The organism is Nostoc sp., from assembly GCF_036917675.1.
Classification (GTDB): domain Bacteria; phylum Cyanobacteriota; class Cyanobacteriia; order Cyanobacteriales; family Nostocaceae; genus Nostoc.
Window position 1 is genome coordinate 69,690 of the sequence record NZ_JBALCT010000061.1, and the last position, 26,071, is coordinate 95,760.

Genomic DNA, 26,071 nt, shown 5'->3' on the forward strand with positions numbered 1-26,071 from the left:
TGGATGCCGTACTCTATCAGACATAAATCGCGTAACGCTCTCAAGCTTTTGGTTGAGTCGATGGCGGGTATTATCCCGCGCACCTCTCAGTTAGAACCGGACGTGCGACTTTCACCGCATCCGGCTCCCGATGTTCTTAGCTTGCGCTTTTGCTCATGTGCTTGTAGTCGTGGCATGACTCATGTAATGCTTCGAGGTTATTTGTCTTCCAGTTGGCATGATTTCCATCGATGTGGTGCAGGTTAACCCGTTCGTCACCAGTGAACTTCATGCCGCAGGATGCACATTTATGGCTTTGCTTTTTGAGGGCTTTAGAGGTGTGACTGTCGTAGAGCTTGCTATTACGCGCACTCCAGTAAGTCAAATCTCCGTCATAGGGCGATTTTTCACCTGCCACCATGACGTGTCTGTTTTCGGAGAAGGGAATCGGTGGGAATGCCTTATCTACAAGTTTTTTACTTGAATAGTGGTCATTCTTGGTTTCCTTGTTGAATACCGTGTATGCTCTGGGTTAACCCCTGCCTTGAGGCATCGGAATATTCCGAGTTTTAAGCCTTTGGGGGCAATGAGTCTATTCATTATTACTGAGTGGTCAATCCTGTCGAAGCACTTTTCAATATCGAGTTCTATAACTCGTTTTTCTATTCCGTTGCATTGGGAGCGTAAGTTGTCAAAAATGTTTTTCTGTGCGTCATGCGCTGACCGTCCAGTTCTGAACCCGTAGCTCCGGGCGTGGAAAGTGGCTTCATGTGCTGGTTCGAGTGCATATTTTGCTAGGCATTGCCAAGCTCTATCCGCGATAGTCGGTATTTTTAGCATTCTGGTGGTTCCGTCTTTTTTAGGGATTGGAATTTCCCGTAAGCCGCGATGATGCCAGTTGTTATACTGGGTCTTGAGTGTTATTTCAAGTGCAAAACGTTCCTCAAATGAGAGGGACTTTTTGCCATCAATACCTGCTGTCTTCTTACCAGCGTTTAGCTGTGATACTTGTCTTATTGCAAGAAATCGAGCCGAGGTGGATTTCATAATAAGCTTTTGGAGTAACCGTGCTTTCCGCTTGTCTCCAACAAGAACCGCTTTATACACACGCTTTTGAAGGCGGAATAGATTTCGGCGGAATTTCTTCCACGGTAGGGCTATCCAAGATTCACTAGTTTTGTAACTGTGTCTAATCATTTTCTCTTCTAGAGTGAATGTATTCTGAACACCTCAGACCAATTACGGTCTGTCCTACCCGAATTGTGGGGGTTAATCCGCTCGTCTGGTCTACATGGGGGTTCGACCACCCCTAGACCCACAACTCGTTTTTATTCGTTCCCTCGGAGAGATTGATTGTTCCGTTAGGTGTAGCCAATTCAACCATTGGATTCCCTGGACTCTTGCCGTTATTGAGGTTATTTCGGCGGGAATTTTCTCCAATGAAGTCAGGGTTTTGTTTGTTGCGCCCTGCTTGAATTTAGGTTGCTTTTCTAGGCTCGGTTTCACCATAGGAACTCCCTATTAGCGCCAGTGTCCACCCGCAACGGTCGTCTGATTGCGCCCTGTCCCCAGCTTCACCCTCCAGAAACCGAGTCTGGTCAGTGTGGGCAGATAAGGAGTCAAATCTGAGTCTGATTGGCAGGACTTGCACCTGCATCTGACCGAGAGTTCAGCCTGTCCCCCGTGATTGAGTTGAGGCTGGCTTAGTTATTTACGGCCTGGATGCCGAGATTCACTAAGCAACGAATCGCACAACTTCTAATTCTGTGCGTGTAAACATAAAATAGAGTTACCTCTTGTAAAAGTGGAAATCGGTGGATGCATACCCTCAGAAAGTTTCATCCACCAATTAAGCATTATTCAATACGCTTCCACATTAGTACAGCTTTGTTAAGTAACGTAAAGTGTCTAAAGATAATCGCGGTAATCCAGATATTAAAAATTATGGTTTCAAAACTGACAGGGAAGAACCTCTGACTGAGAAGATGAACTTACGTATGACAAAATCCATGAAAGAGGAAGTGCAGCAACAAGATAACCCTCCTGAATTCTGTAGAGAAGCTATTCAAGAGAAGCTAGATAGAAATAAAAGGAAGTAAGTAGGTCGGCACGATAAAACCCATGTATATTTAGTTATAAAAAAACTGTATAATTACTGCTTTATAAGCGGAATGTCTAAAAATAAAGGTAATCCAGATAACTTAAAGCCATTCACTACGGACAGAGAGCGACCACTAACTGAATATCTACATTTGCGTGTCACCAAGGAAATGAAGGAAGAGGTAAAAGCTAAAGACAACCCTCCTGAGTTTTGCCGTCAAGCTATTCAAGAGAAGCTAGATAGAGAGAAGTAGCCAAAAGTTGCTAGAGTAATAGTCCAAGAACTTTAGAGATATAAGTATAGATAGCTAGTACAGCACGGCGTAAATAAACCACTCATTCCAAATTAATAAAACGCTTACGCTGTATTCATTTTGAATTTTAAATTTTGAATTCCCCCTTGCCGTACTCCCCTGCCCTCTTCCCCTTGTCATGTGATGCCCCTTGCCTATCCACGCCGTCAACGGCAACTCGAAAGTTTAGTCCAAAAATTAGGTTTGTCGCTAGAAGCACCTATAAAGTGGGAACTGTTGGATTTAGCGCTAACTCATCCCACCGTCTCTGATTCGGCAAATTATGAACAGCTAGAGTTTGTTGGCGATGCAGTGGTGCGGCTGGTGTCGGCTGTTGTGTTATGGGAAAATTATCCTGATTGTCCAGTAGGGGATTTTGCGGCAATTCGTTCGGTGTTGGTGAGCGATCGCATCCTCGCCCAATTAGCAAGAGTTTATGGTTTGGAGTTATACTTACTAGTCGCTGGCAGTGCTACTGCTGATAAAGTTGGTCTAGAGTCACGACTGGCAGATGCTTTTGAAGCAGTTTTAGGTGCGCTTTACTTAAGTACTCAAAATCTGGAATTGATCCGCTCTTGGCTAGATCCTCATTTCCAAGAACTAACGACAGAAATTCGCCTCGATCCTGCCAGACTTAATTACAAGGCTGCTCTCCAAGAATGGACTCAGGCGCAATTTAAAGTTTTACCAGAATATCGAGTTGTGGAACTCACTCAACCGCACCGCAATCAAGAACGTTTCGTGGCTGAAGTGTGGCTGCACGGAAACAAGCTAGGAGTTGGTAAGGGACGCTCGATCAAAACTGCTGAACAAGCCGCAGCTAAGGTAGCTTTTTTAGCAATTCCTAATCCGCAAATCCCCTGAGCTTAAAAGACGGTTGATTAGCTGATAATCAGTTGGTTGTCAGTGGTCATTTGTCCCTCGTCCTTTGTATACAAATGACTAATGACTAATAGACCTCTTGCATAAATCAAAATAAGAACCCCACCCCGCCAAAGCTACGCTTTGTCTCCCCTCCCGAAGAGCGGGGAGGGGTGTTAGGGACTTTTGCAAGAGGTCTAATGACTAATAACTAATGACTAATGACTAATAATTAATGACAAACCAAATTAAAATTGCTGTCATCGGAGTTGGGCGTTGGGGAGTGCATCTGCTGCGGAATTTCTTAGCACATCCCCAAGTAATTGTAGTTGCTGTAGTAGACCCACATCCAGAACGATTAGCGGCGGTAAAGCAGCAGTTTAACTTAGATGAAAATGTAGTATTAACAACCCAGTGGGAAGATTTAAAGAAAGTGCCAGGGTTAATAGGAGTGGCGATCGCAACTCCAGCTACCACTCACTATGCTTTAATTAAAGACTCTCTCCAACAGGGATACCATGTTTTGGCAGAAAAACCTCTAACTCTCAACCCAGTAGAATGTCGGGAACTTTGCCAGTTGGCAGAGCAGCATCATTTAATACTCATGGTTGACCACACTTATTTATTTCACCCAGCAGTTGAGGCAGGAAAAACTGTAGTACAAGCGGGTAAATTAGGAGATTTACGCTATGGTTACGCGACGCGCACCCATTTAGGGCCTGTCCGGCAAGATGTTGATGCGCTGTGGGACTTAGCCATTCACGATATTGCTATCTTTAACGCTTGGCTTGGTCAGATCCCTCTGAAAGTACAAGCAACGGGTACAGTGTGGCTACAGGGGCAAGCCAATAGGGAAATTACCCACTCTCCATCCCAAGGTTTAGCTGATCTAGTATGGTTAACACTGACATACCCAGATAACTTTCAAGCTTATATTCACTTGTGCTGGCTGAATCCCGATAAACAGCGACGGCTGGGGATTGTGGGTAGCCTTGGTAGTTTAATTTTTGATGAAATGTCGCGATCGTCACCTCTAACGCTGCTACATGGGGAGTTTGAACAGCAGGGCAATCAATTTATTCCGGTGAATCAAAAGCAGGTGGTGCTGGAATTAGAGCTAGGTGAACCATTGGAGCGAGTTTGCTCCTCCTTTGTTGTCTCTATCCTCAACAATACTCCCTCAGAGGTTTCCTCTGGCTGGGTAGGCACACAGTTAGTAGAAATTCTTACTGCACTAACAGTATCTCTTGAGCAAGGCGGCAAACCTGTTTTTCTGAAGCGGTTATAAACCAATACGCTTGGGTTAAGGATAATCGTAGGTTGGGTTGAAGGTCGTGAAACCCAACAAACCATTAATTCGCCGTATTCGTATACTTTCAATAGTGTAGAAGATAGTAAAAATTACCAATAGCAATTGACAAAATTGTAGAATTGGATCGAGTCGCCATCCCTGAAAAATGAAAATAAAACCATAAAAATAAAGGTTTCTGATTTTTATCTGATGATAGTAATAGAAATCATTCGTGAAAAGTTAGATCCCTGACTTCTCAAAGAAGTGGGGGATCTGGACACCGCGAATTTGAACGAAATCAGATCGGATTGCTATAGTGCAATATCTCAAATTCAAGCGAGATTCGAGCAAAGCGACTATTACCTTTCAGAAGTCCCATTTGCATAAACTTCTATTTTTGGAAGACTTACCACAATAGTTTGTAACGGCGAAAGACGAATCTCGCAAGTCTCCTTCCGAAGTACCAGCAGGGACTTGGGAAACTTCTCGTTGTCTACCCCTGCTTTCACAGATTTGTTGCTCTCTAAAGAGGGGCTTTCCCCAGACTCCTGTAAGCTAGGGTAGCGGCTTGCTTTTGCCCCCTGATTCTCAGAGGAAAATCCCAAATCGCCGACATTTTCTTCTTTCTTTGGAACAGCTAACAGCGAGATATCAATCAAAGGAATGGTAATCTTTAATGTCGTACCTTGATAAAGTCCCGCACTCTCAAGAGAAATGCTGCCTCCCATGAGTTCGATTAAGTTTCGTGAAATCGCTAATCCCAGTCCAGTACCTTCAAACTGGCGCGTAGTTGTGCCATTCACCATTACAAAGGGGCGAAATAGTTTGTGCTGTTGAGTTGGATCAATTCCTATACCTGTATCTTTAACAGCGACTACCACCTGAGATTTACCATTACTATGTTGAAGTTCTGTACTAATGGTGATGCTTCCGGTGTCGGTGAACTTAGTGGCATTACCGATAACATTAATCAGCACCTGCTTCAGTTTGGCCGCATCTGCTTTAATTGGTATCAGTTCAGGATCTAACTCACATTTCAACTGCAAGCCTTTTTGTTGAACATTAACTGATTGTAAATTAATCACCTCTAACAATATTTGTCGGAGGTCAACAGGTGTGCTGACGACTGAAAGCTTACCTGCTTCGATTTTAGAAATGTCGAGTAAATCATTAATAATACCTAGCAAGTGAATCGTTGTTTCATCGGCACGTTTGAGGAAATCCATTTCTTCTTCCCGGTCATCACATAAGCCATCTTCAACCAGGCGAATACAGTTAATAATAATATTTAATGGATTTCTCAATTCATGGGAAGTCGTAGCCAAAAACTGGCTTTTTATCTGGTTAGCAGTTTTTGCTTCTTTCCAAGCTATTTCCAGTTCTTCTGCCCCAGCTTTAAGCCGTTCTACCATTTGGTCTAATGCTTGGGCTAGTTGATTAAATTCCTTGATTTGAAAATTGTGCGGAACTGGTTGTGCAGCGTGGTGAGAGTGAATATTGAGAGCGTAGTCTCGCAATTCTTCTACAGGACGTGCCAAGTAAGGAGCTAGATATAGGGATGCTAACAAACTTGCACCAATCAAACCAACAGTCAAAACGATGAGAATTAGTTTGATTTCTTGTAAACCAAAAAGCGCATTATCGACACTAGTAACAGCTAAGACTATCCATTTTTCCTGCTGCTGTTGGGTGAGCGGATTTGCAATGGCTGTATAGCCACCGACTAATTCTTTACCCTCTGTAAAAGACAAATTTATCGAATCGTTTCGTCCCGCAATTGCATTTTTAATTACGCTCCTTAGTTGGGAAGCATTTGGATGCTGATTGATATTAGTTCCCACCCAGTCTGTAAGTGGGTGCGCCAAAATTGTGCCATCTTCAGCAATTACTACCATCGCGCCTGTGAGCGATCCCGGTCGATTTATGGTTTGTTGATACAATGCAGACTGAATACTTAAGCTGTAAACTAAATTTTTTCTGCTATCAGAGACTGGTGCAGATAACACTAATCGCAGTTGATTTTGGGTGTTTCTTTTACCAGTTATTCCTGCCTTTGGCGGGAAGATTGCTTTGACATCAATTCCGTCACTAGGCAAAGGTAATGTCAATTCTCCAATAGCTTGATCCCCACAGCTACTGGCAATTATTTTCTGGTTTTGGAGATTCGTTAATTGGATGCATTCAATATTGGCTGGAAGTTGTTGCCTTAACTGCGTGAGAATTTCTTGCTCTTGTCTCGGCAAACCCGACGGAATCACCGTTGTTTTACTTACACTCAGCAAATTAGCTTTTAAGATTGCGATCGCATCTCCAATTCTCTGCCCTTTACTGATGGCGCTTTCTGCTAAATTTTGACGTGCAGTTTCCAATATGCTAGAACGTGCCTTATTCAAGGCAACAATCTCGCCTGTAAATAAAACTGGGACAAACAGCAGCAATATCCTCGTTACTAAAATTCGACGAAAGGAAGATTGGCGGGAATTAGCCATCGAGTGTCTCACTTTGCATCTGCAAACCACAACACCAAAGATATCTAATTAGACCAGCTACATGAGACATTTTATTAAATTATCAGAATTTTATTTTCAATGTTTAAAAATAACAAATTGCTATAATTCAAAAAGAAACGTGTTATACCAAAAGTCATATATACTAGATGTAGAAGCGATTTGTGTTGCAGATGAATACAGTAGTGAAATTGTAAAACAGTAGCTTGCAGGCATGGATTTTTTTGAGAATCTACACAGGATCAAAGAAAATATTAAAACTATCAAATCAATTTCATGTTGCAATATCGTCCTCATACTACAGTCGTTTTAGCAATGAGTGCAGATGGCAAAATAGCAGATTTTAAGCGATCGCCTGCTCGGTTTGGCTCAAGGGTTGATAAAGCACACTTAGAAAAACAAATCGCTGCTGCTGATGCGGTTTTATTCGGTGCTGGTACTCTAGACGCCTACGGAACAACACTCACCGTCAGAGATCCAACTTTAGTGCAACTTCGAGCGCAAGCGGGGAAGCCTCCGCAGCCAGTTCATATAGTGACTACACACTCTGCAAACCTGAATCCGGAAATTCACTTTTTTAAGCAACCAGTTAGACGCTGGCTACTCACCACAACAGCAGGAGCAGTTTCATGGAAAGGACGCTTACAGACGCTTCCCTCAACTGTGGAAACCAGAGTACAGGAATGCCCTCCAGAATTTGAGCAAATTCTAGTTTTTGAAACACCAACGCGAGAAATTGATATTCCCGCAGCTTTGAAACATCTAGCCACTCTACATATAACACGCTTGGTGGTCTTGGGTGGAGGTGAATTAGTCGCTTCCTTACTAGAATTAGATTTAATTGATGAATTATGGCTGACTGTCTGCCCACTGATTTTAGGTGGTAATACCGCACCCACACCCGTCGAAGGGAAAGGATTTTTACCCGATTTAGCTCCCAAGTTGCAACTTCTAGAAGTTCATGCAGTTGAGCAAGAAGTGTTTTTGCACTATCGCCTGCAACGACCAGGAGATTAGATTACGCTAAGTTAAGTTATTGGGCATTGGGCAATTCAATTTTGGATTTTGGATTTTAAATTTTGGATTAAATTTCAATCTAAAATCCAAAATCTAAAATCCTTGCTCCCCCACTCCCCACTCCCTACTCCCTACTCCCTACTCCCTACTGCCCTAAAAAGTGGAACAACTTAAGCCTCGCTATTCTGTCCTTTGGACGAACAAAATCGCTGAAGTACCCCAAAATGCCTGGAATGCTTTGGCAATGCCACTCAAAACGCCGTTTTTAGAATGGGAGTGGCTGAACAATCTCGAAACCTCCCAGAGTGTTACGGCTAAAACTGGTTGGTTACCAAATCACTTGACATTGTGGCGAGATAGAACGCTGATTGCTGCTGCGCCACTTTATCTCAAAGGACATAGTTCTGGTGAATTTATTTTCGATCATCAATGGGCAGAGTTAGCCGATCGCATCGGAGTCCAATATTACCCAAAATTGCTGGGAATGACACCATTTACTCCTGCTGAAGGCTATCGGTTCTTAATCGCCCCAGGAGAAGATGAGGATGAAATCACAGCGATGATGGTGCATGAAATTGACACTTTTTGCTCCAAAAATCGGATTTCTGGCTGTCATTTTCTCTACGTCGATCCCCAATGGCGTCCGATGCTGGAACGGCATGGTTTTACAACTTGGCTGCACCATAGCTATGTCTGGGAAAATGCTGGCTTTAAAACTTTTGATGATTACTTGAAAGTGTTTAACGCCAATCAGCGCCGCAATATCAAGCGGGAACGCAAAGCTGTGGAGAAAGCAGGTTTACGATTGCAACCGCTAAGTGGTGATCAAATTCCTCAGTCTTTGTTTCCCTTGATGCACCAGTTCTATGCAGACACCTGTGATAAGTTTGGCTGGTGGGGTAGCAAGTATCTCACACAGAGGTTTTTTGAGCAGCTACACACCGATTATCGCCATCGAGTCTTATTTGTTGCTGCATATAGTGAACAAGATAACTCTCATCCTTTAGGAATGTCCTTTTGTTTGTTTAAAGGTGACAAACTCTATGGACGCTATTGGGGGAGTTTTCAAGAAATAGATTGCTTACATTTTGATGCTTGCTATTATGCACCAATTGAGTGGGCGATCGCTAACGGTATCCAAATTTTTGACCCTGGCGCGGGCGGGCGTCACAAAAAACGGCGCGGTTTCCCTGCTATGCCCAATCACAGTCTGCACCGCTTTTACAATAATCGTTTAGGACAAATTATCCGTCCTTATATTAAGGAAGTGAATCAACTCGAACAGCAGGAGATTGAGGCAATTAATGCAGAGTTGCCATTTAGTGAGAAAAATGCTTGAGGAAAAGGAACTACGAAAGTAGCAGAGTTTGCCGAATGATTAAGCTTTACTCGGCAAACAGATGTTTACTTTGCTTAGGGACTTCCAACAAATAAATTACCCAATCTTGTGGTGTGGGCATCTTGCCCACCTTTGTATACGGGCGGGTGAGACACCCACCCCACAAGAAGTAGTTGAGTATTTTTTTATTTGTCAGTCCCTTATTTTGAAAATTGTAAAATTAAATTGTTGGCGATCGAGACGTATTTCTGCTACCATTCGTCAAAACTCACCCTCTTTAATGCCTCTTTGGATATTCTCCACTAGTTGCTGCACCATCGCTGCTCTTACTGAATCTCCTCTGGAATTGTAGATAGCAATAGCCTTCTCAGCATCTTCAATCCCCTTTTGTGGTTGTCCTTCTAAAGGCAATACATTACCTCGAAAAACATAAGCTTCCGCATAGTTAGGATCAAGCTCGATTGCTCGCGTGTATTCAGCAATTGCTTCTTGAGACTGACCTTGTTTATCAAAATTACGCCCACTTCGGAAAAATTCTTCTGCATTCGCCATAGTTCCTGAATTTTGTCCTTGACTACTTGAATTACACAAACCATTTGAATCCCTGACTTGCCCCGATGAACAAGCTGATTGTTCCTGAGCTTTCGCTACAGAGTCAAGAATTATAGGGAAGATGATAAACGCAGAACATACACCAAATATAACGGACTGGTGCTTTGTTACTAATTTCATTTTAGATTACTCGTAATTCTAATAGTTTATTGTTGTGCTATGTAATCCATTCGTTCCACTTCATTAAGCATCAAATCCTCGATACGTAAAGTTGTGTGTTGACCTACTAGTAGTTCTTCTACCTCAACTACACAGGGAATATAAGCGTCCTGCTCACGGATGAAAGTCATAGTAAATGTGTACGCATCTTCAATACTTCTAGCTTCTAATTGACGAAGCTGAGACTGAAACTCGCATTTGAATTCCTCTTCAAAAGACAGTTTTTCTTGTAGAATACCATTACTGTAAAGATGGTATTCAATAGTGCCGCACGTATCGCTGCCAGCGTAGTAAATAACAGAAGTACTCAGAGATTCTGAAATATTTCTAGCATCTTCTTCTGTTAAGTAGATTCGTATCGACGACATATGGGGTTTATAAATTAAGCTCCAAGAATGTCCCCGCAACTGAAAAACAAAAGTGCTTTCATTCTGAATTTCAATTTCGCACTCATACGCATTGCGTACCCAGACATTCATTTGTCTTAAGCTGCTAAATGCTTGCGAGACTTGTTCTACAGATGCTCGAACAAGAACAAACACAAGATTTCGATCAATTGTTTCTAATCCTCTACGCTGCTCTAGAGGGATACCTTCTTCTCTGACAAAATATATTGACATCTTGGTAAATAGTTTTAAATTCTACCAGCGTTTCCGGGACCACCATAACCTGTAGGTACCCTTCCTGGAAGGATGTACACAATAGGATTCAATAATTCAGCTTTACCCATCTGAAGATTACCAAACGGCGGTACAATTTCACATCCTATGGAATGCCAGACCCCTATACCTCTACGGCTAGCTTCAGCAATTGTTTTAGGACTTATTGTTCTGACATCGGATGTGGTGAGAAAAACAATCGCTGGGTTTTCATTGTTAGCTGTTGCAGCACTCTTAGCGAGAACATCTAGGAAACCAAGAATTTGATAACGCTCATAGCTGGGAGGTAGTAAAGTCCTTTGCACTGCCTTTGACTCATAAAATACGCTATCCGGGTAAGTGAAACTAAAAAATGGTATTAAGTTAACGACAAGCGCAACTACCCCATCTGGTTGTACATTACCTATACCAGCTTTTATTTGCCTTAATGGTGAAGGAAAAAGTCTTCTGTTGGAAGCAATGGGATCACCTGGTTTAAGTGTACTCAGCGCGAACCTTTCAAATTTTACTCCCACTTGAGGTAATGAAATGCCTTGATTAATGGCAATTTGATCGAGTCTGCTTTTAGTTAATGGTGTTTGGCTAGAATTAGCGCAGGTTTGAGCTTGAACAGCAAACGGAGTCATAGAAACTGTAGCTCCTACCCCGATGAATAGCGCTATTTTTCGGATGTAATTCATGATTAGCAACTGAAGTAAGTAAGCTTTTAGCAGGGCTTTTAAATTTCATTCAAAGGCGAGTATATAGTTTTTTTATAACTATGTATTCAGGAATTTTACGTAGTACAGTTATTGCGGTTCATTTGAGGATAAAAGTATAATTTATAGCAAATCCTCTGATTTACTTTTAAGTAAAAGGAATCAAAAATATCTGAAAGATATCAAGAATACTGTTTTTTTATAACTATGGCTTCAGTAAATTCATGCACTAACATTTTTTTGGACTATTTGTAAATAAATCTATAATTTATAGCAAAGTCTATAATTAACTTTTAAGTAAAAGGATCACAAATATCTTAAAGATATAAAGAATGCTAAGTAAGATAGGAATTACACTTGATATAGAGTGTAAAAACCCTGAATAAAAAAATTTCTTTTTTAGAATGCTTATGGATTTGATGGTTGAAAATTTAGCGGCAATTGATGATAAACTTTCCCAGCGTCATATTGACCTTGATCCTGGTGGATATTTCATTATTTACTTGGATCGGGACGCAGGGTTAATTTATGCCAAGCATTTTACAAATGTGATTGACGATCGCGGTTTAGCTGTCGATCCAGAAACAGGAAAGGTAATTCCGGCGCGAAAAAAGGTAGAACGAACTCATACAACAGTTTTTAGCGCAAGGACGGCGAAAGAACTTTGCGTGAAGATTTTTGAAGAAACTCAGCCCCCTCCTCTAACTCAATTAGATCATGCAGCTTATTTGGGTCGAGAATTTGTTCGGGCTGAGGTGGCTTTAGTCACAGAGCAAGAGTATGTTCAAGATTAAAGTTAAAAGTAAGGAGTTAAAAGTTAAGAGTTTAAAATTCATAACTCCTAACTCCTGTACAGACGCGATTAATCGCGTCTCTCCCATCACCCATTAGATGATGGCTGATTTATCTGATAGATATAGTAAGTCGCCATTGGGATAACGGTGGCGGCAATTAACAATCCTACTACCCAAGCAGTAGCGTTACCTTGGTCGGTTTCTTCTGCTTTCTTGAAGGTGCCTTCTACCTTTACATTATCAGTGATTTGGGGTGGTCCTGGATCGGCTTTGCCAGAGAGAACGGCGACAAGGCGATCGCTTGCATCTAGAAATGCCTGATTGTATTTGTTACCATTGCGTAACGGTACACTTACTGTTTCAGTAGCTACACTCTCAGCAATAGAGTCAGTCAGTAAAGACTTGACTTGATCTCCAGTCACAATGGCAGTACCATTGGTAACTGTATCAATAACCAATAAAGTTTGATTAGCTTGGGCTTCCTTTGTCGGAAACCATTTTTTAAACAGTTCTTTGGTGAAGCTTTCCGGTGTTTCCCCGTAGTCGAGACGGCGAACAGTCACAATTCTAACTTCCTTATCTGTTTGGCTTGCCAAATCCTTGAAAGCGCTGCTAATCTTGCCTTCATTCAGACGGCTGATAACTTCACTTTGATCTAAAACCCAGGTGTTATTCCCTGCCGTGAGCTTAGGTATTTGATACACACCTGTGGCACAAGCCGGTGCGGCAAACAGCGAAGCTGCTAAAATAACCGTCACTAAAGGCAAAATTAGCCGGATGAGGTGTTTCTGACTGCTAAATACTTGTTTGAGGAGCTGTTTCATCGTGTGAACCCTAAGACAGACTTGCACCAAAAATACTACAGAATCACTGCAAAAATCACCTCGTTCCCGGTTTTCCCCAGTATGAAATTTTTGCTCCTGTCAGCAGAATATATATTTTACAGGATTTTTTGACTGCACAAACTTGTTCTGAGGGCGGAATTTGCAAACCCTCTAGAAACTATATCCTATGAGCGATATTTTTTCATATCTGCAAGTAGCTTTTCCTATTGTATTCATTCATGGGTGATATCTGCATTTTTCTGATATTTTACTTACAGCAGAATTCAAGTATTTGAACCACATCTGTCATCGGGGCACAGAAATGCTGTGCCCTTAGTGCGTGGTCTATTTACCTGAAAATCGCTGTAAATCTATATCAATATAATATATACATGACCATAATTTTAACTAACGACGACGGCATTGATGCCCCCGGTATCCAAGCTCTGCTCAAAGCTGTAAACGGCAAAAATGTTATTATCGCTGCTCCTGTTGATCCTCAGTCTGGCTGTGGACATCAAGTTACTACCACTCGTGCCATCAACCTCCAGCGACGTTCTGAGAATGAGTATGCGATCGCAGGTACTCCCGCCGATTGTGTGAGAATTGCAATAGCACAAATTGCCGCAGATATCAAATTTGTACTTTCAGGTATCAACGCTGGGGGTAACTTGGGAGTCGATGCCTACATTTCTGGCACAGTGGCTGCTGTGCGGGAAGCTGCAATGCACGGTATTCCTGGAGTTGCCATTTCCCAGTATCGCAAAGCCAAGCAGAATTTTGATTGGGATCTGGCCGCCAAATTCACAGCTGAAGTTTTAGTGGACTTACTCAAGCGTCCCCTAGAACCGGGAAGCTTCTGGAATGTGAATCTGCCGCATCTGCAACCAGGAGAACCAGATCCTGAGATGGTGTTTTGCCAAGCCTGTACTAAACCTTTGCCCGTGAACTATCGAATTGAAGGCGATGATTTTTATTATGTAGGGGAATATGCCAAACGCGATCGCACTCCTGGTAGTGATGTGGATGTATGTTTTTCCGGCAATATCGCGGTAACTCAGTTAAGAGTTTAACATTCAGTTAACAGTTACTAGTTAACTGTTACCAGTTTTTAGCTAAGTAGGTGGGCATAAAAAAAACCAACTATGTGAAGTCCTTCAATTATTTACCTGCGGAGTGTCAACAGATTGGCCATAGTTGGCAACAGTCTAATTACTTGATTGCCGCAGCTAGTGTTTACAGTAATTTGACAACCAATTGGATAAACCTATGAATGATTATAAATACCAAGTCGGTGGCAGTTTGACAGTTAATGCACCTAGTTATGTGCAAAGACAAGCAGATTTCCTACTTTATGAGGCTCTCAAGCAGGGAGAGTTTTGCTATATACTCAACTCTAGACAAATGGGGAAATCATCTTTACTTGCAAGTACAAAATATCGTTTAGAACAAGAAGGATTTAAGTGCAGTACTATTGATATGTCGATTATTGGTACTTCACATATTACCCCACTTCAGTGGTATAAGAGTGTAGTTGGTGATTTATTGTTAGGTTTTAATTTATTTCATCAAATCAACTTAAAAAAATGGTGGCGTGAGCAAGAAGACATATCTTTATTGGAAAAATTAAGATGGTTTATCGAGGAATTATTACACATTCATTTTCCTCAAAAAAAATTATTTATTTTTGTTGATGAAATTGATAGTATTCTGAGTTTAGATTTTCCAGTTGATGATTTTTTTGCACTGATTCGGTTTTACTATAATCAAAGAGCAATCAACCCTGAATATAAACGTATTACCTTTGCTATTTTCGGAGTAGCAACTCCATCAGATTTGATTCAAGATAAAAGACGTACACCGTTTAATATTGGTAAATCAATAGAACTTCAGGGTTTTAAATTACAAGAGACTATCACTTTAACAAAAGGATTAGAAGGCAAAGTAGTAAATCCCCAAATTATTTTAAAAGAGATACTAGCTTGGACTGATGGACAACCATTCCTAACTCAAAAGCTGTGTCAAATTATAGCAAATGAAAAATGGAAAGATAGAGAAAAATTATTGATTAACGATCAGAAATTATTTATTACTAATTTGGTGAAGTCACGCATCATAAATAATTGGGAATTTCAAGATGAACCAGAACACTTAAGGACTATAAGTTTGCGACTTCTAAATAACGAGCAAACGGCAGGAAGATTGTTAGGAATATATCAGCAAATTTTAATAGGAGAAGAAGTTATAATTGATAATATTAGAGAAGAAAATGAATTATTTTTATCAGGTTTAGTTATTAAAAGTCAAGGTAAGATTCAAGTTAAGAATAAAATTTATCAAACTATTTTTAATTTAAATTGGGTCGCTAAAGAATTAGATAACTTACGTCCATATTCTCAAAGATTAAAAAAATGGGTTGCTAGCAATCAGCAAGATAAATCTCAATTATTAAAGGGAATGAAATTAAAAGAAGCACTAGTTTGGTCAGAAAATAAAAAACTTTCTAATATAGATTACCGATTTATTGCTACTAGTCAGGAATTAGATAAACAAGAAATTGAAAAAACTTTAAACGCTGAAAAAATTGAATTAGAAAAAGCACAATTTGCTCTGGCAGCTGCGAAGGAAGCGAATCGGATTTTGGCCCAAGCCCGAAAAGCTGCTAAATTAGATGCTGTAGCACGCTTTGGTAAATCGTCTACTGTTAGCTTTGCAATTGGTATTACTATTTTTATTCTCCTGCTACGCTTCATTGGTTTATTGCAGGGAATGGAATGGAATATGTTTGATAGCTTTTTACAACAAAAACTGCAAGCAGGAATTGATTCTCGTATTGTTGTAATTACAATTGATGAACGAGATTTACAACAAATAGGACAATATCCTATACCTGATAGTATTTTGGTGAAAATGCTCAAAAAATTGAAAAGTTATCAACCTAAATTAATTGGGTTGGATTTATATCGAGATTTGCCAGTAGAACCAGGGTATCAAGAATTAGTAGAATTGTTTAAGAATACTCCTAATCTTATTGGAGTTGATAAAGTTGTAGGTACTAAGGTTGCACCGCCAAGAGTATTAGCTCAATTAGATCAGGTAGGTTTTAGCGATCAAGTATTGGATGGAGATGGTAAGGTACGTCGTGCTTTGTTGACAGTGCGTTCTTCACAGACGTTGACGCAGCCATACCCGAAAAATCAATTACGCCAAAGTTTTGCTTTAAAATTAGCATTACAATACTTAAAAACTGTTGGCATCACTCCCCATCCTCATCCTCAAAATCGCCATAATATCCAGCTTGGCAAAGCCTTATTAATACCCTTGCAACCTTTTGACGGAGGCTATGTCCGAACCGACACGGGAGGTTATCAAATTTTACTTAATTATCAAGGTACAGAACAACATTTTCAAAGCTTCTCCATCACAGATTTGTTGCAAGAACGGATACCAAAAGAAAAAATCCAAAATCATATTGTTTTAATTGGTACAACATCTGAAAGTATTAATGACTTTTTTCAAACACCTTATAACAATCGGTTATTTGGGTCAGCAAAACAAATGGCAGGAGTATTTATTCATGCTAATACTATCAGCCAAATATTAACCGCAGCAATGGAAGGAAGAGAAATGCTGCGGACTTGGTCTGAAATATGGGAAAGCTTATGGATTTTGCTTTGGTCTGGGATAGGAACATTAATTGGTTGGCGATTAAAATCACCTGGACAATTAATGTTTGTCGTTACTATCACCGGACTAGGATTAATTGTGTTTGGTTATCTGGCATTTTTACAAGGTTGGTGGATTCCCATTTTTCCCTCTTTATTGGGGTTAATATTTGCTCCTATCATCCTACTTATGTTTGCAACTAAGCAACTTGAGAAAATCCAACTCCGGCAAACTCTCAAGTTACTACTTGCAGTTGCAAAAGAGCAACCTGCTGCTGGAAAAATTGCGATTGAATATTTCAAGCAAGCAGAAGGCAGAGAAAATCAGCGGTTGATTGACAAAATACTACAACAAAATAATTACGAACTATTTTAATTGGGTGTTTTTGGGTTCAGCTTTATTAGCTTTTTCTATAGTCATGAGCATTTCATACCAGAATCCTTTTTGTGCGTACCAATTCGCTTGACCGACGGTAGTTAACTGGCTCAATTCTTTATCTACTTTGGTTGTTTTTGCAACTCGTTGTACCCAACCCTTAAATGTTGGGTCATCTGGTTGCACAGTTTTTCCACAGACAACTACCAAAGACCATTCGTAGTTTTTACCTACAGTTAGTGGCGTTTTTTCTTTGGGTTGAGTGAAGCTAACAATTCCTCCACTAGTAGTAATAGGTAAAAAAGTTCTTTCATAATAGTTACCCATCTCATCTCTAAAGGTCAGCACAACTTTCTGGGCTGAAGTTTTAGGTAAAGAAATGAATACGGGAGGATGGTCTTGGAAGGTTAACCCAAAGTTACGCTTTGGCATCAAAGGTTTAATGGGCTGTTCATTTTCAGAACACCTAAGTCCATCACGAGAACCTGCACCAACAGTTTCACTTTTTGGTTCTGGCTCTCCAGGTGGTTCAAAATTTTCTTCAAAAACAAATTGCTTTAATAGATTTACTTTTGATGCAACTGATTCTGATTGTGCCAAACTAGGTAAGGCAAACATTAACAGTTGTAGGGATAAGCCAACAATCAAGAATTTAAATTGATATGAAAAATTATTTACTATCATTTTCTAAAATGTCAGTTGTGAGTCAGTGCGGTCTTGGGGGGGGCAGCGCGTTGCGGGGGTTCCCCCCGTTGTAGCGACTGCTGTGGTTTCCACGCCACTTGCTTTATACCGGGGAAGCTGTCCACCGCAATGGCTCCCCATGAGCAACTGACGTTAGCGCGGCGTAAAGCCTGCGGCATAGTTTCTCTTCGAGACGCTGCGCGAACGTTTAGAGCGAGCCTGCGAGTGTCACCTGAAAGGCCACTTGTCAGTTGTCATAAAGTAGGAGTTTTTTAATTTTTAATTGATTCGTAAGTTAACGCCAATTCCCTACCAATACAAATGGAGACCAATAATAAGGATGTTTGTACTGATGAGAATTTAATAGAAATAGTTGCGCTTGACGCAGTGCTTCGGCTTTGCTGACGAGCTTTTGGGTGAGCAGACGGTAAAATTCTGCTATCAAGTCAGCAGTTGATTTGTCTTGTACTGACCAGAGGGTTGCTAAGGTACTCCTAGCACCAGAACGGACGGCAATTCCTGCCAATCCTAAAGCGGCGCGTTTGTCGCCTTTGGCAGTTTGACAAGCGCTAAGAACTAATAATTCAATTGGCAGGCGTGGAGCATTATTGCTCAGTTTTGAAGATGCACCTTTTAACCATCTATCTAAATCTTTAACATTAATTCGGTCTTCCCAAGTTAAAAGAAATGTTTCTTCAGCTTTAGAGCTGAATTCTCCGTGAGTGGCAAGATGAACTATGGAAAATGGAGCTTCTTCTATTTGCTTTTGAACGTTGAAGCGAGTAAAATTTTCATTTAGTAGTATTTTTGTATGGACATAGTTTGTAATTTGTTTAATTTCTTGTTTGACACCAGGTAACTCAGCAAAGCCTTGACGTGCTGCTGTTAAACCCGCAGTCAAGGCTTGAAATTGTTGGGCAGGAAGATCCCCAGACGGTAATAGTTGTAAACTAGGAGTCAGTGCTATACTATACTTTTGGATGATGAACTGTTGGCGATCGTGCAGAACTGCCATCGGTACACTGCGTAAAAAACCATCCAAGACAAACACTAAAGTTTTAATTTCTTGAAGTTCTATTTCTTTTTCAACAGGACGCAATAACCAATCATATAATTTTTGGGCAGGAGGTAGTACTTCGTCAGGCAAGAAAGCAGGGTTTAAAGACTGGCGCAGTCGCTCAAAAACCTCTGATTCTTCTTGTGAAGAAAGATTTGTTCCATAATGTTGCAAAGGTTGTCCAGGAAGAGAAACAATTACTTCCAAGCGACGTTCTAGCAAAATTGGATAAATCACTGCGGCTTTTGGATCGATTTTATCTATTGGTTGCGGTTTATAAGTTAAGCAGGCTTCGCGGAAGAAGTTTTCTAACTCTGCTAATTGCAATGCTTCAATTGTCTGGCGAGATTTCTCTAAGTGTTGTTGCTTAACGAGCTGCGGTAGGCTGTCTATATTTTGTAAAAGTAATTGTACTAACTGCCGATATACTGGTTCAACTTCGTCGCGGAAAGAAAACTGTACGTCTGGACTCGTTTGGATTAAATCTTGACGCAGAGATGTTAAGGAATCAACAGCTTGTTCATAAGCAGTAATTGCTGTCTCAATGTTGCCTTTAGCTTTCTCAATTCGTCCTTGCTGCCACAACCAATTGACGGCAATATCATCTGCTTGCACTCCTTGTGCCAAAGATAGTGCTGTTTGGGTAAGAGTTAAGGCTTCTGAGAATTGCTGAGTTTGTTCGTAGAGATGTCCTAATTCTCCTAAAGCATAACTTTGCGCTCTTGTATCTGTTAATTCTTTGGCCTGTTTGACTGCTTTTGCCAAAATTTGAGCAATGTCTTTTGTGTTTGATGATGACAGTTGCATCCAACTTGCTGCTAAATTAACTTGCGCGTAAATTCCCCAACGACTCGCAGTCAGGTTAGCAAGATGCGGTTGAATTTTGGGTAATAATGCTAGTGCAGCTTGATTTTGCTCAGTTTTAATTAAAAGGCTGAGTTGGTTGAGGAATGCTTCTAGTTGAGTACGCTCGTCACCACTACTTGCTTGTTGATAAAATTCTAAGGCGGCTTTAAAATCATCTCTAGCTCTTGCGGTATTCCCTAATCTCAATAAGGTTTCAGCGATATCTGCGGTAGAATTTACTTGCTTTGCGATCGCTAAACTTTGCGATAATACTTGTTGCGATCGCTCTAAATCTCCCACGACTTGCAGAGTTACCCCCAAACTTCGCAATCCCCTGGCTTTTAGGAGATTATCAGGTAAAGCAGCAAGGTCTTGATTGATTTGTTCTAGTTGCCTTTGGGCGCGACGATACTCTCCCAACGTTTGCAATGCTTGGGCTTGGTTAATCTGCGATAGCACAATCCCTGTTACATCCTTGAGGGAACGATAGATTTTCTCTGCTTGCTGCCAAGTTTCTAAGGCTAATTCCGGTTGTCCAGTGTTAAATTGTAAACTTCCTTGGGTGTTGAGGACTTGGGCGTAAAGGAAGGAATCATCCACTGTTTTTAGGATATTCTCTGCTTGGGTGATTAGCGATCGCGCTACTTCCCACTTGCCTAAATCTTGATAAACAATCGCTAAATAGTTGTAACTTAATACTTGATAGTGCTGCTGTTTGCTTTGCTGAAATATCTGGGCTGCTTGTTCCCAAATTTGTGCAGCTTCTACCAACTTTCCGGTATCATAAAGTTGTTTTCCTTGTTCAAGTAGGGTAACTGAAGATTGACTTGGGGAAATAGAATACTTGGCAGTGGCTGGTAAAACAGTTATTATTAAAAAAAAGATTAGTAGGGCTAAAATTAGGTGACGATGAATATGCATAAATGGTCATAATAATTTGCGATTTATAATTGCTAGTTCGTAATTTTAGCGTTGATTAATCATATCAAGTCTACTACTAAATATAGCTGGCTAATATTTACGAATAAAGACAAAGGCGCGGATTGGAAAAAGACTGCAACAGAAATTAGCTTCTTTCCCCTTCTGCTCTCCATCCCCCCATCAACTTGTTTCATCAAGACTGCCTTGCCCAAAGGACTGATAAAAACTTCAGTACACATCGCCTCAAGCTTACGGACTGGAGCGCTCACAATGTCATTGAACTTTAGCAAAGATGATGTTACTACCATCCAAAAACTAGATTTCATGAAAAGTCCATACTTGGTTTTTTATCTCAATCTTTAATTATTACACTTTTTAGATGCCTAAATTTTATTCTTAGTCAATTAATAATATTAATATATGTATAAAACTTCTATTTTCTTTCATGTATAGAATTTTTTATAAATCAATTAATAATATTAATAATAAAATTTTTGATTTAGTAGAAAGTAATTTTACTATTGTCAAATATTGTTTTAAACTCAAATTTAAAAATGCAATTTATGTACAGTATCTCCATTGATTATCAAAGTTAATTATTCCTGTTATTAATATAAAATTTTAAAATTTTAAAACTTTTCTAGATTCATGCTGCATTAAATTTAAAAGAGGAATTTCCACGATGAAAATACAAAGCTTATTTACAAAAGCTTTATAGTTAATATTGGCTGGTATCACAGTCATGGTTGTGACTATTTTCAGATTAAGTCCTAGTTTGGCTTATTCCACAATACCACCAGCACTACCAGAAGCAGCAAAAGTGACTATAGCCTACTATGCTGGCGATCGCTAAGACAATTCGTCCTCAACTTGACAAATGGGGGCTGAAGCAACTAAATCTTTGTATCCCAACTCAGCCAGTACTGCGGATTGGCGGTAGAGGCGTAACAGGGCCAGCTTTTCTAAATTTTTCGTAGTCCGCCTGCACGGACTTCGTTTGTTTAGCCAAGCTACCGCGCCTTTGCAGTTTCCCGACTTGCCCGACTTGTTCGCTTTTATACTAATTCTCTAAAATCAGGCAACAGATTTAAAGCCCTAAGAGTTAATTTGTAAACTCAAGTAAAGTACCTGTCTAATAAAGGTTTCAGGAATTTAAGTCAATACAGCACTTATTTGCTGAAACTCAGACATAGCAATGAGTGAGTACCCTTAAAATTTTCTTTACAAATCAGCTCTAAACCTAGACGAAATCTAACTTTTTTAATTACGTTAGCGTAGCGGGGCGTAGCCCATTACATAGCTTGCTTCTTGCCAAAAGCGAGTATTACGAATTCGTATTAGCGTTCCCGTGGGGTAGCAAGTGGCGGACGACTTCCAGTCGTTCCGGCTTGGTGCAAAATGTAAGAGAATTATATTCTTATACTTTTCCATGCATATAATTTGTTTTTAGTCAATTAATATTATTAATAACATAGTTATTTGATATTTTAAAATACAGATAATTTTTTGTTTATCAATTAATCATATTAATAATATAGTTGTTTCATTTTTCAAAGTTCATTGTATTTTTGTTAAAGATTATTCGGTGTTTGAACTTGAGATTTTAATAAGTGATAGGGTATTTATACAGACACAATTTAGAGGATTTAAAACAATGGGTAAATTCACGCTTACATCTTCAAATATCACTTTAGAAGGTAGTGTTTTGAAAGCTGTCTCTAAAACTACTGCTCAAAAGGACGTGCAGACTAGTATTGATCTAAATGACTGCATAGCAAATATAGATGGAACTTTAACATGGACAAAAGGTGGAAATTTCAAAGCAACCAGTCGAAATATTAAGGTAGAGTCGGGTTCAGGTGACACCATATTGCGCGCCGAATGCCAGAAAGCTAATGCTTCTTCTTGGGTGGATGCTTCTTTGAATTTAGATGAAAAAATTACAAACAACGAAGGTACATTAAGATACGACGGTTAGAGTTTTAAAGAAGTAGAGAGTGCATTTTTTCCTCTACTTTGCAACATTATGCACAAGGATTCCTCAGCCTATGCACGGCAGTGGATATAATTGTACAAAAAACTTGCACCGAAATTTCTATTAACGGAAATGAACTCTCAGCAACTTGCAAAAAGCGTGATAAATGACCAGACAAAACCTCAATCGTCTTAGAGGTTGTTTGAAAAGTGGTTAGCTGTGATTTTAGACACTTGTTGATCCCCCCTAGCCCCCCTTTTTAAGGGGGGAATTAGAATCAAAGTCCCTCTTTTCAAGGGGGATTTAGAGGGATCTAAAACTATTTGATACATCATTAAGGACTTTTCAAACATCCTCTTAAATGGACTTGAAAATATTGATGGAGAATTAAAATATACAGGTGATAAGTAGTCGGACAGAATTAATTACACACTGTCATTGCAAAGGTCGCGTTCGCCCTACAGCCCTTCGGGCATCCTACGGCAGGCGTTCCCGTAGGGCAGTGAAATGAAGCAATCGCAAGCGCTGGGATTGCTTCACTTCGCTCGCAATGACTGTAAATATTTTTGTCCATCTACTCATTTAGCGAGCGAGCAAGCAAGACATTGTTACACAAGTTCATCCAGAAAAGATGGACTTGAAAAACAGATTGTCATCTGATTTCGGTCAATGGTATTTTCCAGTTCAAATCAAAGGTTAGTAAGGCTTCACAGAAAAGTTTTCAGTCTAATGAAAAATAGTTAGATATTGGAGAAAGATATGGCACTATATCAAGTAGAAAATCAGTGGGGTGGCTCATCTGCTCCGTGGAACGAAGGCGGAAAGTGGGGAATCGGTAGTCGTGATAACCAGAACGTTGTCGCTATTAATATCAAGTCTAACGATGGCGGAGAAACCCTTAATGGAACCATAACTTACTCTGGTGAGGGACCGATTGGCTTTCGGGCGAAGCGCTCTGGGAGTAATGATTACACGGTCGAAAACCAATGGGGAGGAGATGCCGCTCCTTGGCATGATGGGGGTACATGGGTACTAGGTGGTCGCTCTGGCCAGAACGTCGTCGCTATTGATGTCAAGTCTGACGATGGCGGAGAAACTCTAAATGGAACCATAACTTACAAAGGTGAGGGATCAATTGGTTTCAAAGGCGTTAGGGCTTCTGGCGTTGCTAAGATCAAAACCAGAGGATTTGAGGACGTAGGAGAGGATCTGACGACAACAACTGATGATGATACTAATGGTGTAATAGACCCAAAAGATCTACCTACTTTCCCATAAGATCGAATCAACAGACTGAAAGGTTTGGAAAATTGACTAAATAAGAAGAGTTGCAGCCTACGTCTTCGAGCTAGCTTTAGCGATCGCTTTTGATCGCTAAAGCCAAAACAAATGAACTTGAAAAGCAGATCGCGAATATTATTGGGACTTTCAAATCCAATTTCAAACTAGCCCAGAGATGTCGATTGATGATACCACTATTGTTTGGAATGAAAAAGAATCACCTTTCTTTACAGTTGGTCGTATGACAGTTAAGCATCAGCAGGTTAATTCTCCTAAAGAAAGTGACTTTGGGGAAAATCTCAGTTTTTCTCCTGCGAATGGTTTAGCAGTGCATCGTCCGGTCGGTGCAATCAATCAATCGGTTACGCAGCATTGTTTATCATATTGTTGCTGATAACCGTCACGAAAAACGAGGAGTCAAATATCAGGAACCAACTGTTTAATATTAGATAGCTTAAATGGCGAAAAATTCTCCATAAATATAACAATTTTGAGTCACAAATGAGAAGTAATCGCATTAACAGGTTACGGATAATGAGAATTTAGAAGAAGCTGCCCACGCAATAAAAGTTGTGGTTATATAGGTATAATCTGCTGCGTCTTGAGTTTAAAACTTCTCTACTTGTAGATCAATCTTCCTTCGATTTGGCTATTAAGATTTTGATGATGGCTAAAGTACTCTTCAAGAACATTCTGGCAGGATGTTGAAACTACCTTTGCGTTGTCTAATTTTGTCAATTCTTCAATTGTTATGCCTAGACTATGTAGTGAATTTTTGTAATGATATTCCTCTACACAGATAGTGTATTGAGCGTCGGCTTGTACGGGTTGTCCATCAATGCTCAAAGATTCAAGCTCATTTTGGGAATCACTGTAAATTGCCTGAATACCTTTGCTGACCTGAAAACAACAACTTTCACCGGGTATTCTGTTTTCTAGTCTCATAATATGTGCAAATATCTTAGTAAGCTGTACGCCTGTAACTTTAAGTTTATAAAGTACATCGTCGTAAGGAAAAACTTCTTTAATATCGCTGAGTGTTACTAGGGGTCCTAATTTTGTTCGGCGAATTGAACCACTTCCTATCAAAGTTACATCCAACATATCTAGTTGGTCAACAATATCAACGATTAAATTACCCAATTCAGTTTCTTGTTCACGCTTAGGATGGGTGAGTTTACGTGCTAATCGTCCAATTAGTCGATTATATTTGCGATCAACTTCTTCTTGAAAAATCGTAATCAACTTTTCAATTTCTGGATCTGGTTCAGCCAGATTATTGTCTACAGGCAAAAGTTGCCACTGCCATTCTACAATGCTGTTAGTATCGTCATCTACTACAATATCAAAACGTCCAATTTGGTCTGTGCCAATTCCAGCTTGTGCAATCAGAATATTGTTAACTTGGGCAGGTTGCTCTAAAAATGTATGAGAGTGTCCGCCAATAATCATATCTACACCCCATTCCGGGTTTAGCAATGCCGCTAGTTTTTTATCCTCTTCAAAACCGATGTGAGTGAGCAAAATTGTTAAGTCAATATCCTCGTTTTTATAGGCATTGCAAATTTTGCCAACTTCGGAAGCAGCATCTTCAAGACTTATAAATGTACCAATACTGCTGTCACGTTTTAATGACTTGAGAACTTCTTCCGTTACAATTCCGATGAACATAATATCGAATCCATCGACATTCAGGATCAGATAAGGAGTCATCAAGCGTTTGTTATACTTTTTGATATACAAATTGGCATTCACAATTGGGAAATTTGCCATCTTTTCTAAGAACAGTAAATGAGGCAATCCATAATCTAATTCGTGATTCCCCAGAGTGACTACATCTGGAGCGAGGTAATTCATAATTTCTATAGTTGAAAGACCTTTATATTCCTTATCAATTAGAGAACCCTGAAGCATATCACCAGAAATCACAAAAAGCACGTTTTTCTCTTCTTGGCGGACCTTATTAATATAGCCAGAAAGCAGCGAGACTCCACCAATCAGATGACCTTCCTCACCCCCAGCCTCTGCCAGAAAGTCTCCATGCATATCATTGGAATGCAAAATCGTGAACTTTTTAAACCGTTCTGTATTCATCATCATCTTTTGCCTTTGTAAAACTAATTAAATTAATAT

Annotated in this window: 23 protein-coding genes and 2 pseudogenes; 14 read left to right on the top strand and 11 right to left on the bottom strand. The window is 40.1% G+C overall.

Features of this window, described 5'->3' with window-relative positions:
• The first annotated feature begins 3 nt into the window (after positions 1 to 3).
• A complete protein-coding gene (locus V7K31_RS23135) occupies positions 4 to 246 on the top strand; it encodes a hypothetical protein (protein ID WP_335097236.1) in 243 nt (80 codons plus the stop codon).
• Here V7K31_RS23135 and V7K31_RS23140 read toward each other — a convergent pair.
• Positions 137 to 1,176, bottom strand: a pseudogene (locus V7K31_RS23140) (group II intron reverse transcriptase/maturase). The gene V7K31_RS23135 and the pseudogene V7K31_RS23140 sit on opposite strands and share 110 nt — an antisense overlap.
• Positions 1,177 to 1,883: 707 nt before the next feature.
• On the opposite strand from V7K31_RS23140, the gene V7K31_RS23145 reads away from it, so the two are divergent.
• The 4 genes from V7K31_RS23145 (at position 1,884) to V7K31_RS23160 (ending at position 4,521) form a co-directional block, all read left to right on the top strand.
• Positions 1,884 to 2,078, top strand: a complete 195-nt coding sequence (locus V7K31_RS23145; protein ID WP_322693778.1) for a hypothetical protein — start codon at positions 1,884 to 1,886, stop codon at positions 2,076 to 2,078.
• A gap of 72 nt (positions 2,079 to 2,150) precedes the next feature.
• The gene (locus V7K31_RS23150; protein WP_335097121.1) at positions 2,151 to 2,333 is read left to right on the top strand and encodes a hypothetical protein; all 183 of its coding nucleotides are present in this window, start codon (positions 2,151 to 2,153) and stop codon (positions 2,331 to 2,333) included.
• A 183-nt stretch (positions 2,334 to 2,516) separates the two neighbouring features.
• Entirely contained in the window at positions 2,517 to 3,236 is a 720-nt protein-coding gene (rnc, locus tag V7K31_RS23155) for a ribonuclease III (protein ID WP_335097122.1), read from the top strand.
• Positions 3,237 to 3,468: 232 nt separating this feature from the next.
• Entirely contained in the window at positions 3,469 to 4,521 is a 1,053-nt protein-coding gene (locus V7K31_RS23160; protein ID WP_335097123.1) for a Gfo/Idh/MocA family protein, read from the top strand.
• A gap of 66 nt (positions 4,522 to 4,587) precedes the next feature.
• On the opposite strand, the pseudogene V7K31_RS23165 reads toward V7K31_RS23160, so the two are convergent.
• Together V7K31_RS23165 and V7K31_RS23170 are read right to left on the bottom strand one after the other, a co-directional pair.
• A pseudogene (locus V7K31_RS23165) lies at positions 4,588 to 4,704 on the bottom strand (Ycf66 family protein); the annotation flags it as partial.
• A 179-nt stretch (positions 4,705 to 4,883) separates the two neighbouring features.
• Positions 4,884 to 7,013, bottom strand: coding sequence for an ATP-binding protein (locus tag V7K31_RS23170; protein ID WP_335097125.1), 2,130 nt, complete (start codon positions 7,011 to 7,013; stop codon positions 4,884 to 4,886).
• Positions 7,014 to 7,307: 294 nt separating this feature from the next.
• On the opposite strand from V7K31_RS23170, the gene V7K31_RS23175 reads away from it, so the two are divergent.
• Both V7K31_RS23175 and V7K31_RS23180 read left to right on the top strand, forming a co-directional pair.
• On the top strand, positions 7,308 to 8,048 hold the full coding sequence (locus tag V7K31_RS23175) for a RibD family protein (RefSeq protein WP_335097127.1): 741 nt from the start codon (positions 7,308 to 7,310) through the stop codon (positions 8,046 to 8,048).
• A gap of 160 nt (positions 8,049 to 8,208) precedes the next feature.
• On the top strand, positions 8,209 to 9,387 hold the full coding sequence (locus tag V7K31_RS23180) for a GNAT family N-acetyltransferase (RefSeq protein ID WP_335097128.1): 1,179 nt from the start codon (positions 8,209 to 8,211) through the stop codon (positions 9,385 to 9,387).
• A gap of 261 nt (positions 9,388 to 9,648) precedes the next feature.
• Here the strand turns inward: V7K31_RS23180 and V7K31_RS23185 are convergent, their stop codons facing one another.
• Genes V7K31_RS23185 through V7K31_RS23195 form a run of 3 tightly spaced genes read right to left on the bottom strand, consistent with a single transcriptional unit; the run spans position 9,649 to position 11,497 of the window.
• Positions 9,649 to 10,119, bottom strand: a complete 471-nt coding sequence (locus tag V7K31_RS23185; RefSeq protein ID WP_335097129.1) for a tetratricopeptide repeat protein — start codon at positions 10,117 to 10,119, stop codon at positions 9,649 to 9,651.
• A 26-nt stretch (positions 10,120 to 10,145) separates the two neighbouring features.
• Positions 10,146 to 10,778 (bottom strand): hypothetical protein, encoded by a 633-nt coding sequence (locus V7K31_RS23190; protein ID WP_335097130.1) that lies wholly within the window; start codon positions 10,776 to 10,778, stop codon positions 10,146 to 10,148.
• A gap of 14 nt (positions 10,779 to 10,792) precedes the next feature.
• Entirely contained in the window at positions 10,793 to 11,497 is a 705-nt protein-coding gene (locus tag V7K31_RS23195) for a hypothetical protein (RefSeq protein WP_335097131.1), read from the bottom strand.
• Positions 11,498 to 11,925: 428 nt separating this feature from the next.
• On the opposite strand from V7K31_RS23195, the gene V7K31_RS23200 reads away from it, so the two are divergent.
• Complete coding sequence (locus V7K31_RS23200; RefSeq protein ID WP_335097132.1) at positions 11,926 to 12,309, top strand: DUF4346 domain-containing protein; 384 nt, start codon at positions 11,926 to 11,928, stop codon at positions 12,307 to 12,309.
• 86 nt (positions 12,310 to 12,395) lie between these two features.
• Here V7K31_RS23200 and psb32 read toward each other — a convergent pair whose 3' ends face one another.
• Positions 12,396 to 13,133 carry a photosystem II repair protein Psb32 gene (gene psb32 / locus V7K31_RS23205; RefSeq protein ID WP_335097134.1) on the bottom strand — a complete coding sequence of 246 codons (738 nt, stop codon included), beginning with the start codon at positions 13,131 to 13,133 and terminating at the stop codon, positions 12,396 to 12,398.
• 392 nt (positions 13,134 to 13,525) lie between these two features.
• On the opposite strand from psb32, the gene surE reads away from it, so the two are divergent.
• Both surE and V7K31_RS23215 read left to right on the top strand, forming a co-directional pair.
• Positions 13,526 to 14,206 carry a 5'/3'-nucleotidase SurE gene (gene surE / locus V7K31_RS23210; RefSeq protein ID WP_335097135.1) on the top strand — a complete coding sequence of 227 codons (681 nt, stop codon included), beginning with the start codon at positions 13,526 to 13,528 and terminating at the stop codon, positions 14,204 to 14,206.
• 196 nt (positions 14,207 to 14,402) lie between these two features.
• Positions 14,403 to 17,174, top strand: a complete 2,772-nt coding sequence (locus tag V7K31_RS23215; RefSeq protein WP_335097137.1) for a CHASE2 domain-containing protein — start codon at positions 14,403 to 14,405, stop codon at positions 17,172 to 17,174.
• Here V7K31_RS23215 and V7K31_RS23220 read toward each other — a convergent pair.
• The 3 genes from V7K31_RS23220 to V7K31_RS23230 all read right to left on the bottom strand — a co-directional run bounded on the left by V7K31_RS23220 (position 17,166) and on the right by V7K31_RS23230 (position 21,008).
• The gene (locus tag V7K31_RS23220) at positions 17,166 to 17,858 is read right to left on the bottom strand and encodes a DUF928 domain-containing protein (RefSeq protein ID WP_335097138.1); all 693 of its coding nucleotides are present in this window, start codon (positions 17,856 to 17,858) and stop codon (positions 17,166 to 17,168) included. The genes V7K31_RS23215 and V7K31_RS23220 overlap by 9 nt on opposite strands.
• Before the next feature lie 295 nt (positions 17,859 to 18,153).
• On the bottom strand, positions 18,154 to 20,682 hold the full coding sequence (locus V7K31_RS23225) for a CHAT domain-containing protein (protein ID WP_335097139.1): 2,529 nt from the start codon (positions 20,680 to 20,682) through the stop codon (positions 18,154 to 18,156).
• A 59-nt stretch (positions 20,683 to 20,741) separates the two neighbouring features.
• Entirely contained in the window at positions 20,742 to 21,008 is a 267-nt protein-coding gene (locus tag V7K31_RS23230; RefSeq protein ID WP_335097141.1) for a hypothetical protein, read from the bottom strand.
• A gap of 398 nt (positions 21,009 to 21,406) precedes the next feature.
• On the opposite strand from V7K31_RS23230, the gene V7K31_RS23235 reads away from it, so the two are divergent.
• The 4 genes from V7K31_RS23235 (at position 21,407) to V7K31_RS23250 (ending at position 24,332) form a co-directional block, all read left to right on the top strand.
• On the top strand, positions 21,407 to 21,535 hold the full coding sequence (locus V7K31_RS23235; protein WP_335097142.1) for a hypothetical protein: 129 nt from the start codon (positions 21,407 to 21,409) through the stop codon (positions 21,533 to 21,535).
• 801 nt (positions 21,536 to 22,336) lie between these two features.
• Complete coding sequence (locus V7K31_RS23240) at positions 22,337 to 22,660, top strand: CVNH domain-containing protein (RefSeq protein ID WP_335097143.1); 324 nt, start codon at positions 22,337 to 22,339, stop codon at positions 22,658 to 22,660.
• A gap of 756 nt (positions 22,661 to 23,416) precedes the next feature.
• Positions 23,417 to 23,935, top strand: a complete 519-nt coding sequence (locus tag V7K31_RS23245) for a lectin OAA family protein (protein ID WP_335097144.1) — start codon at positions 23,417 to 23,419, stop codon at positions 23,933 to 23,935.
• Between the two features lie 178 nt (positions 23,936 to 24,113).
• Entirely contained in the window at positions 24,114 to 24,332 is a 219-nt protein-coding gene (locus tag V7K31_RS23250) for a hypothetical protein (RefSeq protein ID WP_335097145.1), read from the top strand.
• A 224-nt stretch (positions 24,333 to 24,556) separates the two neighbouring features.
• Here the strand turns inward: V7K31_RS23250 and V7K31_RS23255 are convergent, their stop codons facing one another.
• A complete protein-coding gene (locus tag V7K31_RS23255) occupies positions 24,557 to 26,038 on the bottom strand; it encodes a bifunctional metallophosphatase/5'-nucleotidase (protein WP_335097146.1) in 1,482 nt (493 codons plus the stop codon).
• Between the last annotated feature and the right edge of the window lie 33 nt (positions 26,039 to 26,071).

Excerpts from the sequence above, each read along its gene's own strand:
- V7K31_RS23160 (WP_335097123.1), top strand. The coding sequence starts at position 3,469 with ATGACAAACCAAATTAAAATTGCTGTCATCGGAGTTGGGCGTTGGGGA.
- V7K31_RS23150 (WP_335097121.1), top strand. The coding sequence starts at position 2,151 with ATGTCTAAAAATAAAGGTAATCCAGATAACTTAAAGCCATTCACTACG.
- V7K31_RS23135 (WP_335097236.1), top strand. The coding sequence starts at position 4 with ATGCCGTACTCTATCAGACATAAATCGCGTAACGCTCTCAAGCTTTTG.
- V7K31_RS23230 (WP_335097141.1), bottom strand. The coding sequence starts at position 21,008 with ATGAAATCTAGTTTTTGGATGGTAGTAACATCATCTTTGCTAAAGTTC.
- V7K31_RS23190 (WP_335097130.1), bottom strand. The coding sequence starts at position 10,778 with ATGTCAATATATTTTGTCAGAGAAGAAGGTATCCCTCTAGAGCAGCGT.
- V7K31_RS23240 (WP_335097143.1), top strand. The coding sequence starts at position 22,337 with ATGGGTAAATTCACGCTTACATCTTCAAATATCACTTTAGAAGGTAGT.
- V7K31_RS23195 (WP_335097131.1), bottom strand. The coding sequence starts at position 11,497 with ATGAATTACATCCGAAAAATAGCGCTATTCATCGGGGTAGGAGCTACA.
- V7K31_RS23225 (WP_335097139.1), bottom strand. The coding sequence starts at position 20,682 with ATGCATATTCATCGTCACCTAATTTTAGCCCTACTAATCTTTTTTTTA.
- V7K31_RS23200 (WP_335097132.1), top strand. The coding sequence starts at position 11,926 with ATGGATTTGATGGTTGAAAATTTAGCGGCAATTGATGATAAACTTTCC.
- V7K31_RS23250 (WP_335097145.1), top strand. The coding sequence starts at position 24,114 with ATGTCGATTGATGATACCACTATTGTTTGGAATGAAAAAGAATCACCT.
- V7K31_RS23255 (WP_335097146.1), bottom strand. The coding sequence starts at position 26,038 with ATGATGATGAATACAGAACGGTTTAAAAAGTTCACGATTTTGCATTCC.
- V7K31_RS23170 (WP_335097125.1), bottom strand. The coding sequence starts at position 7,013 with ATGGCTAATTCCCGCCAATCTTCCTTTCGTCGAATTTTAGTAACGAGG.
- rnc (WP_335097122.1), top strand. The coding sequence starts at position 2,517 with ATGCCCCTTGCCTATCCACGCCGTCAACGGCAACTCGAAAGTTTAGTC.
- V7K31_RS23175 (WP_335097127.1), top strand. The coding sequence starts at position 7,308 with ATGTTGCAATATCGTCCTCATACTACAGTCGTTTTAGCAATGAGTGCA.
- V7K31_RS23245 (WP_335097144.1), top strand. The coding sequence starts at position 23,417 with ATGGCACTATATCAAGTAGAAAATCAGTGGGGTGGCTCATCTGCTCCG.
- V7K31_RS23185 (WP_335097129.1), bottom strand. The coding sequence starts at position 10,119 with ATGAAATTAGTAACAAAGCACCAGTCCGTTATATTTGGTGTATGTTCT.
- V7K31_RS23215 (WP_335097137.1), top strand. The coding sequence starts at position 14,403 with ATGAATGATTATAAATACCAAGTCGGTGGCAGTTTGACAGTTAATGCA.
- psb32 (WP_335097134.1), bottom strand. The coding sequence starts at position 13,133 with ATGAAACAGCTCCTCAAACAAGTATTTAGCAGTCAGAAACACCTCATC.
- V7K31_RS23220 (WP_335097138.1), bottom strand. The coding sequence starts at position 17,858 with ATGATAGTAAATAATTTTTCATATCAATTTAAATTCTTGATTGTTGGC.
- surE (WP_335097135.1), top strand. The coding sequence starts at position 13,526 with ATGACCATAATTTTAACTAACGACGACGGCATTGATGCCCCCGGTATC.